This window comes from Pedobacter sp. AC190 (assembly GCF_979258025.1).
Map to the genome: position 1 here is coordinate 2934436 of NZ_OZ409824.1, position 14977 is coordinate 2949412.

The 14977-nt window shown below is 33.7% G+C and carries 14 protein-coding genes; 8 read left to right on the top strand and 6 right to left on the bottom strand.

Features of this window, described 5'->3' with window-relative positions; genetic code table 11:
• Complete coding sequence (locus ACZZZI_RS12925) at positions 1–1641, bottom strand: ArnT family glycosyltransferase (RefSeq protein ID WP_316755987.1); 1641 nt, start codon at positions 1639–1641, stop codon at positions 1–3.
• An 84-nt stretch (positions 1642–1725) separates the two neighbouring features.
• Here ACZZZI_RS12925 and ACZZZI_RS12930 point away from each other — a divergent pair, with 84 nt between their 5' ends.
• The 3 genes from ACZZZI_RS12930 (at position 1726) to ACZZZI_RS12940 (ending at position 4173) form a co-directional block, all read left to right on the top strand.
• Positions 1726–2442, top strand: coding sequence for a pyridoxine 5'-phosphate synthase (locus ACZZZI_RS12930; RefSeq protein ID WP_316755989.1), 717 nt, complete (start codon positions 1726–1728; stop codon positions 2440–2442).
• Positions 2443–2536: 94 nt separating this feature from the next.
• A complete protein-coding gene (locus tag ACZZZI_RS12935) occupies positions 2537–3427 on the top strand; it encodes an EamA family transporter (RefSeq protein WP_463489623.1) in 891 nt (296 codons plus the stop codon).
• Between the two features lie 182 nt (positions 3428–3609).
• Positions 3610–4173, top strand: coding sequence for a hypothetical protein (locus ACZZZI_RS12940; RefSeq protein WP_316755993.1), 564 nt, complete (start codon positions 3610–3612; stop codon positions 4171–4173).
• A 21-nt stretch (positions 4174–4194) separates the two neighbouring features.
• Here the strand turns inward: ACZZZI_RS12940 and ACZZZI_RS12945 are convergent, their stop codons facing one another.
• Complete coding sequence (locus tag ACZZZI_RS12945; RefSeq protein ID WP_424058954.1) at positions 4195–5043, bottom strand: hypothetical protein; 849 nt, start codon at positions 5041–5043, stop codon at positions 4195–4197.
• Positions 5044–5214: 171 nt separating this feature from the next.
• On the opposite strand from ACZZZI_RS12945, the gene rsgA reads away from it, so the two are divergent.
• Entirely contained in the window at positions 5215–6135 is a 921-nt protein-coding gene (rsgA, locus tag ACZZZI_RS12950; RefSeq protein ID WP_463491796.1) for a ribosome small subunit-dependent GTPase A, read from the top strand.
• Between the two features lie 77 nt (positions 6136–6212).
• Here the strand turns inward: rsgA and ACZZZI_RS12955 are convergent, their stop codons facing one another.
• Both ACZZZI_RS12955 and ACZZZI_RS12960 read right to left on the bottom strand, forming a co-directional pair.
• The gene (locus ACZZZI_RS12955; RefSeq protein WP_463489624.1) at positions 6213–8681 is read right to left on the bottom strand and encodes a hypothetical protein; all 2469 of its coding nucleotides are present in this window, start codon (positions 8679–8681) and stop codon (positions 6213–6215) included.
• Positions 8647–9672, bottom strand: a complete 1026-nt coding sequence (locus tag ACZZZI_RS12960; RefSeq protein WP_463489625.1) for a hypothetical protein — start codon at positions 9670–9672, stop codon at positions 8647–8649. The genes ACZZZI_RS12955 and ACZZZI_RS12960 overlap by 35 nt, the downstream gene beginning before the upstream one ends.
• Positions 9673–9700: 28 nt before the next feature.
• On the opposite strand from ACZZZI_RS12960, the gene dtd reads away from it, so the two are divergent.
• The 3 genes from dtd to ACZZZI_RS12975 are packed head-to-tail and all read left to right on the top strand — an operon-like array spanning position 9701 to position 12015.
• Positions 9701–10153 (top strand): D-aminoacyl-tRNA deacylase, encoded by a 453-nt coding sequence (gene dtd, locus ACZZZI_RS12965; protein ID WP_424058960.1) that lies wholly within the window; start codon positions 9701–9703, stop codon positions 10151–10153.
• A gap of 1 nt (position 10154) precedes the next feature.
• Complete coding sequence (locus tag ACZZZI_RS12970) at positions 10155–11696, top strand: glycosyltransferase family 39 protein (RefSeq protein ID WP_463489626.1); 1542 nt, start codon at positions 10155–10157, stop codon at positions 11694–11696.
• A complete protein-coding gene (locus ACZZZI_RS12975) occupies positions 11686–12015 on the top strand; it encodes a nucleotide pyrophosphohydrolase (protein WP_316756005.1) in 330 nt (109 codons plus the stop codon). Before ACZZZI_RS12970 ends, ACZZZI_RS12975 begins: the two co-directional genes overlap by 11 nt.
• A gap of 34 nt (positions 12016–12049) precedes the next feature.
• On the opposite strand, the gene ACZZZI_RS12980 is transcribed toward ACZZZI_RS12975, so the two are convergent.
• Positions 12050–12361, bottom strand: a complete 312-nt coding sequence (locus ACZZZI_RS12980; protein ID WP_316756007.1) for a DUF4286 family protein — start codon at positions 12359–12361, stop codon at positions 12050–12052.
• A 267-nt stretch (positions 12362–12628) separates the two neighbouring features.
• On the opposite strand from ACZZZI_RS12980, the gene ACZZZI_RS12985 reads away from it, so the two are divergent.
• Positions 12629–12967: a hypothetical protein gene (locus tag ACZZZI_RS12985; RefSeq protein WP_344766738.1), complete on the top strand. Its 339-nt coding sequence runs from the start codon at positions 12629–12631 to the stop codon at positions 12965–12967.
• Here ACZZZI_RS12985 and ACZZZI_RS12990 read toward each other — a convergent pair.
• The gene (locus tag ACZZZI_RS12990) at positions 12964–14787 is read right to left on the bottom strand and encodes a tetratricopeptide repeat protein (RefSeq protein ID WP_463489627.1); all 1824 of its coding nucleotides are present in this window, start codon (positions 14785–14787) and stop codon (positions 12964–12966) included. The genes ACZZZI_RS12985 and ACZZZI_RS12990 overlap by 4 nt on opposite strands.
• Positions 14788–14977 lie beyond the last annotated feature (190 nt).

The following is a 14977-nucleotide window of genomic DNA, read 5'->3' on the forward strand; positions in this document are numbered from 1 at the left end:
CTAATTTAGTTTAACCAAATAAAAGTGCTCTAAAACTTGATTACGAGTTTGAGCATTTAAAAATTTTCCAGTCAATTTTGTAATGTGAAAATATTCAAACGATTTTAAAACTTCGGCATTGTATTCGGTTTTTAATTTTAATAATTCAGTTTCTGGTACATAGATTACCAAATCTTGCGTGCTTTTAATTTTATCCAAATCGCCATAATTATGAAGATATTTCACTTCACCAGGCGCATAAAAATCAAAAGAAAATGCATCAATATAATTTAAAACCGCAGGTTTTGCTGTCGGATAATTTTTCTTTAGCCATTCTCCAGCCTCACTTCCCGATTGATATTTCATTAAGGCAGGGTAAAAGAAAATAAATAAGAAAAGCATCAAACCAACAGATGCAAATGCGCTTCTGGCAATAATGGTTTCTAATTTAACGCCTTTAAACAATAAAAATGCAGCTGCTAAAACGATCACTAAAATTCCAACAATTAAATAAGGGTTTTCAAAATCATAGAAAAAACTTAAAGCGGATAGTAGTGCAATAATCAATACAAAAAGAATGCTTTGCACAGTAAAGAAAATCTTTAATCCTCTTTCTTCTAATTTCTTTAAATACAAAGCCGTGATAATCGAAAATTGAGGGAAAATAATTAAAATATAATGGGGTAACTGAAATTTCGAAAGGGAGAAAATTAAGAAAGTGACTGCTGCACTTGCCCAAATCATAATGCTTTCGGGCGCTAAATTAACCCTGTTTTTCCTTTTAAATAAATTTACAACTGCCGTATAAAATAATATCGACCATGGTAAAAAAGCCCAAAGTGTGGTGTGCAAAAAGAAAGAAATATCGCCTTTCCCTTTTATTGGGCCGCTGTTAAAGAAACGACCAAATTGGCTATCCCAGAAGAAAAATTTTAATCCCGAAACCCCCGTTCTCTCTAATACAATCTTTTCAGGGTGTAAATCGAATTGGGTGTAAAGCGAATAAAGCTCTGGGGTAATAAAAACGAAAATTGCTAGAATTGCTATCCACCATTTAGGTTGCCATAATTGTTTATACTGTTTAGTAAATAACCAGTAAATAATAAAGCCTGCAAATACAGGTATAAGAACGAAAATGCCTTTAATCATAATGGCGCAGGCGGCAAAAAACGAACCCGCAACCACATGCCAAAACGAGCCTTTGTGCGCTTTATAGTAATGGTAAATTGAAGCTAATGTAAAAGTGGTGATATAAATTTCTGCACGTACATCAAACGTAGATGTGATAATATGGAGTGCGCTTAAAAAAATTACAGCAGATATTAAGCCTGTTTTTGCATCGTAAATATCTTTGGCTAGTTTATATAAATACCAGGTGCCAAGCAACCCAAAAAGAAACGAGGGCAATTTATAAGCAAAAGCAGATATTCCGAATATTTTAAAAGATGTTGCAGCCAGCCAGAAAGTTAAATGTGGCTTGTCTAGCCAATCTGCTCCACGGCCATAAAGATTAAACCAATCTTTAAATAAAATTATGTTTTTCGACATAGAAGCGTATAACGCTCCATCAGGTTCCATTACGCCACTAAATAATGCGGGGATACTTGCCAAAACAAGTAAAACGATTAGGAATTTATATAATGTTGTATCCTTTAAATTCATCTTGATTTGAACAAATATGAGCAAAAAAAAGTCAAATTTCTTGAAGATTTCCGATTAACAAAGCCAAAGCATTATCTTTGATGCATGACAAAGTTATCGGTTAACATCAATAAAATTGCAACACTTCGTAACAGTCGTGGAGGTAATAATCCTGATTTGGTTAAAGTTGCATTGGATTGCGAGCGTTTCGGTGCGCAAGGAATTACAGTGCATCCTCGTCCCGATGAACGCCATATTCGTTATCAGGATGTTTACGATTTAAAGGCTGTTATTGCAACAGAACTTAATATCGAAGGAAATTGCCGTGAAGATAAATTTGTAGATTTAGTTTTAGCAAATAAACCTGCTCAAGTTACTTTAGTGCCAGATGCTGAAGGTCAGATTACTTCGAACCATGGATGGGATACTGTTAAATACAAAGATTATTTAAAAGAAATGGTTGCCGTTTTCCAAAAGGAAAGCATTCGTGTATCAATTTTTGTAGATCCAGTTGTTGAGATGGTTGAAGGTGCAGTAGAAACTGGAACCGATAGAATAGAATTATATACCGAAGCTTACGCACAAAATTACTTTGCCGATCGCGAAAAGGCGATTGTAAATTATATTGCTGCGGCGCACCATGCCAATAAATTAGGTTTAGGAATTAATGCAGGCCATGATTTAGATTTACACAATCTGCATTACTTTGCTCAGAGTATTCCTGGCTTATTAGAGGTTTCTATTGGTCATGCGCTAATTAGCGATGCACTTTATTTAGGCTTAGAAACAACCGTTCAAAAATATTTACAACAACTTATATAAGTTCAAAGCTAAAAGACAAAAGCTCTTTCTCATTGAACTTTTTACCTTACAGTTCTAATGATTATGTCTTGATACTCTATAATTAATAATTTTAATGTTAAAAGGAATTCTCCTTGTTTTTTTTGGTGCTTGTAGTTTCGGCATCTTATCTACTTTTGTAAAACTTGCTTATCACGAAGGTTACACTTTAGGCGATGTAACAGGGGCACAGGCATTTTTTGGTGCTGTAATTTTATGGATTTTGTTCTTCCTTCAAAGCAGAACTTCGCAATATAAAGCTAAACAAATTACAATTATAACACCTTGGTGGAAAATGGTTTTAGCAGGAACCTGTACAGGACTTGTCAGTGTTTTTTATTATCAATGCGTAAAACTGGTTCCAAATTCGGTTGCTATAATTTTGCTGATGCAATTTATTTGGATGAGCATTTTACTTGAATTTATCATTTTCAAAAAGAAACCATCTACATTACAATTTTTAGCCATTTTACTAGTTTTGGGTGGAACTGTTTTGGCAAGTGGAATGATTGAAACAAACATTGGCAGCTTAAATCTGACAGGAATTGGTTTCGGCTTACTGGCTGCAATTTCTTATGCAGGATTTTTAATGCTTAGCGGAAAAATCGGTAATGAATATCCACCGCTTAAAAAAAGTGCCTTGATGATTACAGGAGCATGTATTTTAATCTTCATTATTTTTCCGCCAGTATTTTTATTTAACGGTGCTTTAAGTGGTAGTTTATTAAAGTGGGGATTAATAATTGCCATTTTCGGGACAGTAATTCCGCCTTTATTTTACGCTGAAGGTGTACCTAAAATCGGCACAGCATTAAGCTCTATTTTAAGCGCAGCAGAATTGCCCGTGGCAGTAATGATGGCTGGTTTTGTTTTGCAAGAACAGGTTTCGTTTTTACGTTGGGTTGGTGTCGCCGTAATTTTATCAGCGATGGTGATACCAAACTTAAAGTTTTTGAAAAAATCTTAATTTACCACCCAATACACCGAAGAGTATCTTAGGTATTTTAAACATAATTTAATTAAGGAGGTTGTTGAAGAAATTGTGTTCCTCGCGTTTAGCCAAATTTCTAAACTTTATTTGTGAAACACTTTACGTTCTTTGCGGTTAGCCTAAAAATAAATATCTTTAAAACGCATAAAGCATTTACTATGAAAAAACTTACTATCTATATTTTGTCTGTTATTGTAATCAGCTTTGCTGGATGTAAAACAAAAACCACCATTAATCAAGATGAAGCCGGTTCGGTAATTACAGATTATCTGAAAGCCAATCCTGAGTATAAAACAACCCATTTTAGGTTCGGTGAAATAAAATTCAGCAGCAAAAATGATAAAGTTGATTTAGTGAAGTATAAAGCTTTAGCTGCAAAAGGGCTTGTCGCATTAACATTAAAAGAGTCAAACAAAAAATTCTTATCTAGCGATAGTAGCTTTGTTTATCAAATTACTTTAACCGAACAGGCTAGTCCTTTAGTTTTAAAGCAAGATAACGATAAAGCAACTGTAAAAGTTGTTGAGTATGTGCTTAGCGATGAAAAGCCCGTTGATTTTTCTCAGGTAAATTCAAGCACTGCTAAGGTTACCGTTTCGCTTAAAAAGGTAAATACCGATTTTGCTCCGTTTGATAAAGATGGAAGCGAAAACAGCAACTTCATTACCAAAACTTACAAACTTAAATTAAGTAAAGACGAAGGCTGGAAAGTTCAAAAGTAACCTGAATTATAGAACCAGTAATTAACCCTTTCTTTGCAGAAACCAGGTTTTAAATTTCTTAAATAAATCTACCTTTTTTGGTTTTGGCTTTCCATCATGTGTTAATCCGTTTTCGAAATGGTTTTGTAAATCTTTAGCGTAATCTTTTTCGGCTTTAGTGCCAGATTTTAGTATTTCTATAAAGCGAAGTGCATTATGATTCAATGTGCTGTTAAATGAAACTGCAAAATATTCACTTCGTTTAATTGGCTTTTTATTTTGATTAATTTCTAACGAACCGTTTTCTGAGAAGTAATCTACATGCTGGATTAAAGGATTTAGTGTTTTTAATCGTTTAGTACCTTTTCGCTCATTTCGCCAGGGATGTTCTTTTTTATAAAGCTGAGCTAGTAAAAAATCTTTTTTCCAAAGTGTAACCTGGTGCGACATTAAAAAATGTGATGCCTTGTTGTCTATTTCTGTAATATTAAATCCATCGATAAAATTTTCAGTTTGTTTAGTTGTGTAAACATCAGAACTATGAAGTTTTATCTGGTTGCAAGCATTTTGATCTGCAAAGTCGAATAATTGGTTAAAAAAACTTTTATCAACAGGTTTACTCAACCACATATCTTCTTGAAAATAGAGAACGTATTCTTCATCAATACTCCTCAGTAAAGTCGCAAGTCGATCAGCCCATTCGCCTTTTCCCGATTTAATATTTGTGAAACCGTTAACCTTCGCATTTTTAATCTCGGTAGCGAAGTAATAATGACATGGAATCTTGAAATCCCAGTTTCTGGAAAAGAAAAAATCGAAACCTTTATAAAGAAATTCATAACGGTCACAGGCATGAACTAAAAGGGCAACATTATTTTTCGATTTCGACATAAGACTGATAAGACGTATAATTAATATTTTGTAAAGCTACTAAAAAGGGAAATGTTTTATTTTAGCTTTCCGAATAAGGCTTTTGCCGAGGATCTATTTTCTAATCAAAAAACGACTTTACATTTTACATCCTCCATTTTACCATCGCTTATTATTACCTTTACTGCAAATATGCATGGCTTAGTTATTAAATCTACTGGAAGTTGGTATAGTGTTTTAGCCGATGATGGCGAACGCTACAATTGCCGTATTGTAGGTAAATTCAGAATTAAAGGAATTAAAACAACCAATCCTATTGCGGTTGGCGATCGGGTTAAGTTCGACCTCGAAAGAGATAGTAATCAAGGATTAATTAATGAATTGCTACCGAGAAAAAACTATATTATTCGTAAGTCGATTAATTTAAGTAAGCAGGCTCAAATTCTTGCAGCTAACTTAGATATGGCTATTTTAGTGGTTACGCTTGCATCGCCAAGAACTTCCTTAGGCTTTATCGATAGGTTTTTAGTTACTGCCGAGGCATACGATGTTCCTGCTGTTTTGGTATTTAATAAACTTGATTTGTTTAGTAAAGAGGGCTTGGAAATTCTACAAGAGTTTAAAAATATTTACGAAAATATTGGCTATCCATGTTATCAGGTTTCGGCAACAAAGGGTATTAATATTCCAGTTATTCAAGAGCTAATTACTGATAAAATAACTTTGATTTCTGGTCACTCGGGTGTAGGTAAATCGAGTTTAATTAATGCACTTTTACCCGATAGGGATTTGCGTACAGGCGAGGTTTCTGACTGGAGTGATAAAGGACAACATACCACAACTTTTGCCGAAATGTTCGAGTTGCCACAGGGTGGTTTTATTGTAGATACGCCTGGAATTAGAGAGCTTGGTGTTATCGATATCGAAAAAGAAGAATTGGGGCATTTCTTCCGAGAGATTTTTAAAACTTCGCATAATTGCCGCTTTAATAACTGCAAGCACGTTAATGAGCCTGGTTGTGTAGTAATTGAAGCCGTAAATAACGATGAAATTGCGATCTCGAGATATGAAAGTTATTTAAGCATTTATCACGGTAACGATACAAGGCATTAACGCGAAAGCTAAAGGATAATCTTCAAAACACTCGAATCAAAATTGGGCAAAATTCCTGCCCAATTTTGATTTAAAATCTATTCACCTTTGTTAATACGAGGCGAAATAAAATCTTTCATATAGCTGCACTCACTTGCGGCAACCGCATAAAATTGAGTTTTAGCATATTTTAACTTCAGCTCTTTAAAATAAGGGTTATTGTAGTTCGCCTTTAAAAAGTCGTTATACTTTACATCTTTTGTATCGAAATAACTGAACGAAACATTATTGTAATTCATTATGATTTGTTTTTGAGCGCATTTCGCTAACATAAAAGTGCATTTTGCTTTAAAATCGGCATTAGTACTTAAAGCTCTTGCTTTTAAATACCAGTTTTTTGCAGTTTGCGCTTTCTTGTAATCGGCATCGTAAACGTATTTGGCTGGATTATAATTATCATCCGACGACCAATCGTAGCTGATTAAAAACCAACTGTTGCCAAAATAACCTGTTTGATATACCGCATTCGCCATTTTGTAGTAATACAAAGCAGCATTTTTCTTATCACTTACAGTTAATTTTTGCAAACGAAGCATCTCTGCTGCAAATGCTTTTTTGGTAATTGATGCTTTTGCAGCTACATATTGTTTTGGATAATCATTTACAGTTTCAATAAATGGATTGGCGTAAAGTTTAGTTTCACTTTCACTGGCATACCAGTTTTCGGGAGCGAAGTAATTATAATTTGGCGATACTTTATTGAACATTTCTATCGCTTTTGCATAATTATGAGTGCGTAAATAGGTAGTTCCGTAAAGTTCGTAGAAATCATCATTTTTAAGTTGATTTAAAGCTTTTGAAAGCATACTGATAACGCTGTTTGAAGCTGGTGCATTTTTTAGATTGGTTAAGTTCTGCATACTTTTAGGACTCAAGTATTTTTGCCAAAACGAAGTGGTTTGATAGCTCATATTTTTAAAAAGGGAGTTACCACTTACCGTTTTATATATTAAGTCACCTTTAACCATCGCCAATGCAGCCTTCGCTGTATCACCCATTTTTAAATAAGCAGGTGCTAAAATTTGTTGATAAAAATTTCGTGTGGTTAGGGTAAAACGACTGCCACCATTACCAGTCCGATCGTATGAATAATTTTGATTTTTTTCTTGCTCCCTATTTTCTTTAAATCTTTTCTCATCTAACCATTTTAAGGCTGGTAATAAATCATTTTCATTAAATGGATTTCCTTTTTTAATTCCCTTAGATTTAATTAAAAGGTCGATAATCCTATACTGATCACGTAATCTTTCTGGTAATTTATCTGCATTTAGCGTACTTAAGTAATTTAAAGCATGAGCGTCTTGGTTTTCCATCCACGATAAATAAGCAGCGGTTAAAGTGCCTAAAGCTGGTTGAGGGTATTCCTTTTCGGTTGCCATTTTTACCGAAAAATTTTTAATTTGATTTAGGTGCTTCAAATTAACATTACGAATGCTGTCTTTATATTTGCCACCGTTTCCGTAACCCGAAAAATAGTAGTTATAACCGATTTTAGCGATATCACTATTTTCAATTAAATTTTTTTCTAGTTTATTTACCTCACGCACTAAAAGCGAACCATTTAATAAACTCTTCGGATTATATTCGTAAACCTTTTCTAAACTTTCTACATCAGCATCGGCATTGCCAAAGCCATTTATAGCCCAAATGTTAGTTTTATCTTCATCGCTTTTAGCATATTTTAACACACTAGTTAATGGCGAACTGGTGTAATAATAGTTTTTATAAGCCTGCACACGACGCTCGGGATTACTAGCGAAAACTTTAGAAAATAAGTACGCTGCTTCTTCGGGATTGCCAGATTTACGAACCGAACCTGCATACAGCGCTTCTGCCCAGCCTTTTGCAGCACTTTTACTTTTGTTGGTTTTTATAAATTTCTCGTAAACGCTTTTACAATCTTGATATTGAGCTGCATAATGAAACATTCTTGCCGTTTGATAAGCATAACGCAGCTTTAAAAAATCGTCTTTTTCACTGGCGATTAAATTTAAACCTTCATCCGCCTTTTCTACCATGGCGCCTAAATCTCGAGGTTCGGGATTCCACTGATTCCAACTTGCATTAGCCAAAGGCTCGCAACTTTTTGCATACAGAAAATAATTCAAGGCTTCTTTATTTTTAGCTAAACCTGCTAAAAATGAATTTTTGCTTAAACTGTCTGGTAAGCTCGTTTTGCTATTGTATTTAGAAAGAAGAACACTCGTTGCGCTATCGCTGGCGTACATAACATGATAAACATCAGCAGCTTTTACATTTAGGTATTTAGCCCACTCGTTGCTATTTATATCCGATTCACTTTCCATTTCGTAATCACTATATAAATAAGCCATTTCGGTAAAGGCAAATGCACTATATTCATCACCTTGTGTATTATTATGAAAATAAGAAACGTAATAATCGTAAGGATCAATTTCGCCACCACAGGCAACATTAATTGCGATTTCACCAAAAAAGGCTAAAAAAAAGAAACTAAAAATTATCGATAACTTTTTGAAGGTTTTCATGCTTAAATGTTTTTAAAAGGTCGGTATCGAGATGATAGAAGACGAGATTTCGTTCTTCTGGTTTTAAATATCGGGATAAAAAACTGGATGTTGCAAGTAAATCTTCGGTAGAAATTTCTTCCCATCTAACCACATCATTTTTCTTTAATCCAGCTGCAGGGTAATCTATCAATAAATCATAAAGAATGGTGTTTTTTCTTCGGCTGAAAAGCTTTGTGTTATTTAATTCTTCTTTATTTATATGTTTTGAAATACCTGAGTATTGCTGTTTTCGGAAAATAACAGCCCAGCTGAAAAGCGGTAATGCAACATCGATTTTTAATGGATAACTTTTAAGCTTATCTTTTAAATATACTTCCATTTCATTCATATCTAAAATAGAATTTTGCTCGCCATATTTTCGAAGATTGCCCATGTTGTAACACATTAACATTACTTTTTTTACAGGCGGAATACCACTTGAAATCAGGTTTTTGACTTGATGTAGCCTTAAAGTAACCGAAATCTCTTTCCCTTTGAATATTGGTGCCTGCTCTAATAGTTTTAGAAAGTTGAAATATTTATCTCTTGTTGTTTGTGTCCAATCGCAATCAATTTGTATTTCTTTGTAATTTTGTTTTCCACCCTGTTTAACTTTTGCATCAACAAATTTTGCCGTTCGGTTGGCAAGTAACTTTGTTTGGTTTTCATCCAGATTATTAAAAACGTTATTTACAATATAAACTACAGGTACAATATCAATTTTACTCGGAAGAGAATCTTTAAACGTTATTGGCGAAACTGGGGCTGGCTCTTGTGTATCGGAATTTAAATCAATATCCATAATGCGTACATATAAAGATTTTGATTTAAAATGATTGAGGTATTCGGTTTCGGCTTTTTGATTTTTATACTGGGTTCGCCAAAAATAAAAGGTAGAGTGTACGGTAAACTTTTGTTTACAGGCGGTAAACAAAAGTGCTATAACTACTAAAATACTTATCTTGCGCATATTAATCTGAATCCCAAAAATAGTTAAAATGCGTGCAGTTTTACAAAGAGTTACACAGGCAAGTTGCGTTGTTGATGGAAATATAACGGGCCAAATTGAAATAGGATTTTTAGTTCTTTTAGGAATTGAAGATGCTGATACAACTGAGGATTTAGATTGGCTTGCTCAAAAGATTGTTGGTATGCGTGTTTTCGCTGATGAAAATGATTTAATGAATAAAGCACTTGCTGATGTAGGTGGCAATATTCTTTTGATAAGTCAGTTTACGCTTTTTGCGGCAACAAAAAAGGGCAATCGCCCAGGTTTTACCAAAGCCGCCAGACCAGATGTTGCCATTCCGCTTTATGAAAAAATGATTGAAAAATTAAGTGATTTACTTGGAAAAAAGGTTGAAACTGGAGTTTTTGGTGCAGATATGAAAGTAAGTTTATTAAATGATGGACCAGTTACCATTTTAATCGATACTAAAAATAAGGAGTAAAATGAAGCGCTCGAAATCTGATTATCAAGAACTACTTTTTCTATTATTTTTCATTCTATTGAAATTCGTTTTGAGCTATGTTTTGGTTAATGGTGCTTACGAACTCCATCGAGACGAGTTTTTGCATTTAGATCAAGCTAATCATTTGGCTGCTGGTTTTACGTCAGTTCCTCCACTAACATCTTTATTTTCTCTAATTATTAAATTTTTGGGTAATGGGATATTTTGGGTTAAATTTTTTCCAGCACTTTTCGGGGCACTAACAATGGTTTTTGCTTGGTTAGTTGTAGATAAGTTAAAAGGAAGTTTTTACGCTAAATGTTTGCTCGCGATAGCTTTTATATGCTCATCTTACTTAAGACTTAATATTCTTTATCAGCCGAATTCTTTCGATGTTTTAGCATGGACAGCCATATTTTATTATTTGATTATTTATTTCGAAGATGATAACAAACCCCATTATCTTTATTATTTCGCCATTTGGGGTGCTTTAGGATTTTTGAATAAATACAATGTCCTTTTTCTGATATTGGGGATTTTGCCTGCAGTTTTAATTACGCCTAACAGAAAAGTTTTTGTTACCAAGCATTTATATTTTGCAATAGGGTTGGCGCTGTTACTAATTTTGCCGAACATACTCTGGCAAATCGCTCATAATTTCCCTGTTATTAGTCACATGAAAGAACTAAGCGAAACGCAATTGGTAAACATAAAGCGAGCTGATTTTTTTAAGGAACAAATCCTGTTTTTTGTTAGTGATATTTTTGTGCTCTTAGCCGCCTTCGTTGGATTTTTATTTTATAAACCGTTCAAGAAATACTTATGGGTGTTTTTAGCCTATATTTTTACGTTAATTATTTTTAGCTACTTTAAGGCTAAGGCTTATTACGCTTTGGGTTTGTATCCTGTTTTACTTGCCTTCGGAAGTGTTTATATCAGTAAACTTATGGAGCGAAAATGGATTCTTCCATCTTTACTGATATTATTTATAACTGGCTCATTTGCTTATATCACCCCACTGGTAATGCCTGTTTATGCGCCCGAAAAAATAATGGCAAATCATAAGCGATTTGAAAGGGTTGGTGCTTTACGCTGGGAAGATGGAAAAAATCATGATTTGCCACAAGATTATGCAGATATGCAGGGTTGGAAAGAGCTTGCGCAGATAGTAGATTCTGCATACGGGAAAGTAAAGGATAAATCGGCAGTTGTTGTGCGAGCCGATAATTACGGACAGGCAGGTGCAATTAATTATTATTCAAAATATCAAAATATTAATGCCGTATCTTACAATGCCGATTATCTTTATTGGTTTAGAATGGATAAGCCTATTAATGATTTAATTTTAATAGTTGATGGCAGCGTAAGTGAGCGAGAGGGTGAAAAACCTCGTCCGTTTTTTAATAAGACAACTAAAATAGGTGAAATAAAAAATCGATGGGCAAGAGAGAAGGGTGCCACAGTTTTTTTATTTGAAGACGCCAAGGTAGACATAAATAAAAGATTGAATTCAGAAATAGAAGAAAGAATAAATGACCATTAACGAAGCACAGCAAACAGTAGATAATTGGATTAATACAACTGGGATCCGTTATTTTAATGAGTTAACCAATACTGCCATTTTGATGGAAGAAGTTGGTGAAGTTGCCCGTATTATGGCTAGAAAATACGGGGAGCAATCTTTCAAAAAAAGTGATGAAGATGTAAATCTTGCCGATGAGATGGCCGATGTAATGTTTGTTTTAATTTGCCTGGCGAATCAAACTGGTATTAATTTGACAGAAGCTTTAGAGAAAAATTTGCAAAAGAAAACCATCCGAGACGCTGATAGACACAAAAATAACGACAAACTAAAACCCTAAACTGATTTAAAAAATTAAAGGCGCTTAATAGACTCTAAGAAATTGGAGATACAAACTCCATCAAAGTTCTGTATGCAACAAAACGATTTTTAAAACGCTCGTTTAAATCTTCTTGCAAAGCAGGTGCATGTACAGTTTGGTAAGTTTCGTAGTTTTCTAGGTTTTCTGCAATATATTGAGTACAATAAGTAACGCCCTCATTTGGCGAATCTAATACTTTTAATAGGCGATGCGATAAAAACATACCCGTTGCCATAACTTGTGGGATATGAGTTTCCTGCATCCATTGCAACCATTCTTCAACTACAGAATCTTCTAAAATTAGCGTAACGTTGTATAATAACATGCCACAAAGATAATAAATAAGCTTATCGGGTTTAAAAATATAGATGTCATTTTATTAAACATGTTTGTTGTTTAATAAAATGATCGCAAGAAAAAATGAATTGTTTTAAGCTAAATCTATCAAACTAATGATGAAAATGTTTTGGTTTGGGGTACTGTAGTGTGGAACTGGAAAAAATAAAAGCTTGTTAAAATTCGTTTTATATTTCAGTTAACCATAAAATTTTCGAACTTAGTGGTTTACCACAATTTAAATTTTCATCCCTCAATGAAATACTACATCTGGCATTTTAGTAAATATAGGTTCTTTAAAGCCTTTGTAGCAATCGGAATTTTGACTACGATTTGCTTCTTCGCTTTTGTATCAGAAGATAAGAATGTTTTTGCACCTAATTTCTTTTTAAGTTCTTTATCCGATTTGTATTCAGTTTTTCAATTTCCAACACATACGTTATTGTGGGGCTTTTTTAGCTCGAATAATGTGTTATACTTTTTAGGTTTGGTAATTAACTCGCTTTTATACGCCTTTATAATTGAAATAGGGTTTGTAAGTGAGATTGTTTATAGAATTAAAAAGGAAGAAGGTGAAAAAGAAGCGAATTCTTAAACGCCATCACCGCGTAAATTCCTAAATCTTTTTCTTGCTTCGGCACTAAACATACTGCCTGGGTAATCGGTAATTAGTTTTTGAAAGTATATTTTCGCCTGGGCAATATCGTTTAGTTTTTTCTCGTACAAATCTGCAAGAGTAAATAATGCATCATCCGTCCAGATTCCTTCTTTAAAATCTTCCGTAATTTTCCTTAAAATATCGGCAGCTTTTTGATAATCATCTGCTTTGATAAAGATTTTTGCTTTAGTCATTAAAATTGCATCGGCTAACGAATTATTTGGATAAGCAATCGAAATGCTATCTAATTTTTTAATGGATTTTTCGGATAAATTCCTAAATAGTAACATTTCTGCATCAGCATACATTTTTAAAGCACTGCTATCAGTTGGTGTTTGCGTGTTATCTGTAATCAATAAACCTAAATTTAAAGCGTCGTTTGCTATTAGCTGAGAAGTAGCTGCCTTTAACACCAAACATTGGCCATTGCTGTATTCAAAATTTCCCTGATAAAACGAAAGTTTAGCGCTTCTATAGCGAGCTTCGTTACCTATTGGCTGTCCTTCAAACTGTTTACTAACCTGTTCATATACCAAAAAAGCTTCCCAGGGCTGAGCTGTTAAAATATAAATATCTCCTAAATCCAGCTTCAATTGTCCAACTTCGGTACCGCTAAGGCCAGGAAGTTTCGTAGCTTCTTCGAGTACAGTTTCAGCTTTAGAAGGTTGGTTTAAATAATAAGCCTGAAGCGTAGCCCATCTTTTTATCGCGAAAAGCGTGTTTTTGTTTTTACCGTTTTCATCTAGCAAAATCTGATAATCTTTTGCTAACAAATCTAAATCTGCTTTATTGTATTTTCCTTTGGTTTGAATATTATATTTTGTGTTCAGCAGTTCAATTTTCGATGGTAAATAATATTGATTCTCTTTGCCTTTGGTTAAAAGGTATTCGTAAGATTTTATAGCAGTTTCGTAAGCCCCGTTATCTACAAAAGTATAAGTGGCATTAAATAGTGTACTTCCATCGGCTTTTGTTCTCTTATCATATGCAATTAATTGACGTAAAGCCATATCATATTCTTGTTGCTGAATGTAATTCCAGGTTAGTAGTTGGATATAAATTTCTACATCTGGTTCTTTCTGAATCTTTTTTAATATTCCAGCTTGAAAATTTTGATAATCACTTTTATCTTCAAAAAGCATCGATAAAACAGCTTCTGCTTGTGGTAACAATTGTGGGGTACTTGGCAGAATATCTAAATACTCCTGCATCAACATAGGTTTATCTTTTTTAAAGCGATAAATATTCAAAAGCTCAAATGCGAAAGCTTTATCGTTGTTCATTAATTTTCTGCCTTGTTTGAAAGTTTGAATTGCGTATTCATAATTTTCGTAGCGATAAAAATTATTGGCCAACATTCTTATTTTAAATTCATCTTTAGGAAGCTTGCCAATAACATCCACAAAAATTTTATTGGCTGCAGGCGAATCACCTTTTTCTTGATAAAGTTTGCCTAGTGCAATAGAATACATTTCGGGCTGCGGCGATTGTTTAATTTGTTTTTTAACTATCTTTTCAGCAACATCGTACTTTTTCAACTTTAATAAAGTATTAAAATAGATATCAAAATATCCTTCGTTATTGGGATTCGAAAATAGTTTTTCGAAAACTACAGCCGCTTTTTCGTAATCGCCTTCCTGGTAATATTGAATAGCCAAGGCACTTTCATCAGGTACAATTTGCCTGTTCTGGCGAAGGCTTTGGGCACTTACCGAGCCGAAAAAAAATATAAACAGAATGAATATTAACCGATTCATATTGCTAAAATATAAGGTTTAAATGTAACATTTTAATACATCTTTCTTTAAAAACCACGTGTATATAAAACGTATTTTAAATGTTACCTGTATTTTATTTTTCTCGGTATTTTAAATACTAAATTGGATGCACCACGGCTTTTAGGTGGTGTTGGTAACATTCTTAATGTAATTGGTATTTAAGCTGTTT

Coding starts and splice junctions, on each gene's coding strand:
- ACZZZI_RS12925 (WP_316755987.1), bottom strand. CDS start 1,641: ATGAATTTAAAGGATACAACATTATATAAATTCCTAATCGTTTTACTT.
- ACZZZI_RS12930 (WP_316755989.1), top strand. CDS start 1,726: ATGACAAAGTTATCGGTTAACATCAATAAAATTGCAACACTTCGTAAC.
- ACZZZI_RS12935 (WP_463489623.1), top strand. CDS start 2,537: ATGTTAAAAGGAATTCTCCTTGTTTTTTTTGGTGCTTGTAGTTTCGGC.
- ACZZZI_RS12940 (WP_316755993.1), top strand. CDS start 3,610: ATGAAAAAACTTACTATCTATATTTTGTCTGTTATTGTAATCAGCTTT.
- ACZZZI_RS12945 (WP_424058954.1), bottom strand. CDS start 5,043: ATGTCGAAATCGAAAAATAATGTTGCCCTTTTAGTTCATGCCTGTGAC.
- rsgA (WP_463491796.1), top strand. CDS start 5,215: ATGCATGGCTTAGTTATTAAATCTACTGGAAGTTGGTATAGTGTTTTA.
- ACZZZI_RS12955 (WP_463489624.1), bottom strand. CDS start 8,681: ATGAAAACCTTCAAAAAGTTATCGATAATTTTTAGTTTCTTTTTTTTA.
- ACZZZI_RS12960 (WP_463489625.1), bottom strand. CDS start 9,672: ATGCGCAAGATAAGTATTTTAGTAGTTATAGCACTTTTGTTTACCGCC.
- dtd (WP_424058960.1), top strand. CDS start 9,701: ATGCGTGCAGTTTTACAAAGAGTTACACAGGCAAGTTGCGTTGTTGAT.
- ACZZZI_RS12970 (WP_463489626.1), top strand. CDS start 10,155: ATGAAGCGCTCGAAATCTGATTATCAAGAACTACTTTTTCTATTATTT.
- ACZZZI_RS12975 (WP_316756005.1), top strand. CDS start 11,686: ATGACCATTAACGAAGCACAGCAAACAGTAGATAATTGGATTAATACA.
- ACZZZI_RS12980 (WP_316756007.1), bottom strand. CDS start 12,361: ATGTTATTATACAACGTTACGCTAATTTTAGAAGATTCTGTAGTTGAA.
- ACZZZI_RS12985 (WP_344766738.1), top strand. CDS start 12,629: ATGAAATACTACATCTGGCATTTTAGTAAATATAGGTTCTTTAAAGCC.
- ACZZZI_RS12990 (WP_463489627.1), bottom strand. CDS start 14,787: ATGAATCGGTTAATATTCATTCTGTTTATATTTTTTTTCGGCTCGGTA.